The organism is Mycobacterium sp. E3247 (assembly GCF_001667785.1).
In the GTDB taxonomy this organism is placed as follows: Bacteria; Actinomycetota; Actinomycetes; order Mycobacteriales; family Mycobacteriaceae; genus Mycobacterium.
Genome location: NZ_LZJG01000390.1, coordinates 1 through 644, shown reverse-complemented (window position 1 = coordinate 644; position 644 = coordinate 1). Strand labels below are relative to the sequence as shown.

Here is a 644-nt window from a genome sequence, read left to right as displayed (position 1 = left end):
GCGGCGTCCGGCCTCGGCGCGTCGGCCCTCGTCGGTTCCGCCCTGCCCACCGCCGCCGCCCAATGTCCCGACGTCCAGGTGGTCTTCGCCCGCGGCACCGGCGAAGCCCCCGGCGTCGGCCCCACCGGACAAGCCTTCGTCGACGCCCTGCACTCGCGCATGGGAAGCAAATCCTTCGACGTCTACCCGGTCAACTACCCCGCCAGCGACCAATGGGACACCGGCGTCGACGGCATCAGAGACGCCGCGAATCATGTCAATTCGATGGCCCACGACTGCCCCAACACCAAAATGGTGCTCGGCGGCTACTCCCAGGGCGCGGCCGTAATGGGCTTCGTCACCTCCCCCTCGGTACCCGACGGCGTCGACCCCAACACCGTGCCCAAGCCCCTAGACCCCGCGGTCGCCCAACACGTCTCCTCGGTCGTGCTGTTCGGCATGCCCAACGTGCGCGCCATGAACTTCCTCAACGAGCCACCCGTCGTGATCGGCCCGGCCTACCAGGACAAGACCATCAAGGTCTGCGCCACCGAAGACCCGGTCTGCTCCGACGGCATGAACTTCGCCGCCCACAACACCTACGCCGACGACGGCGCCATGATCGACAAAGGCGTCGCCTTCGCCTCCAGCCACCTCGACGCGGG

1 protein-coding gene is annotated in these 644 nt (G+C 68.3%); it reads left to right on the top strand.

What is annotated here, in order from left to right; genetic code table 11:
- A partial coding sequence (locus A9X04_RS21005; RefSeq protein WP_067924547.1) for a cutinase family protein occupies positions 1-644 on the top strand: 644 nt, incomplete at both ends.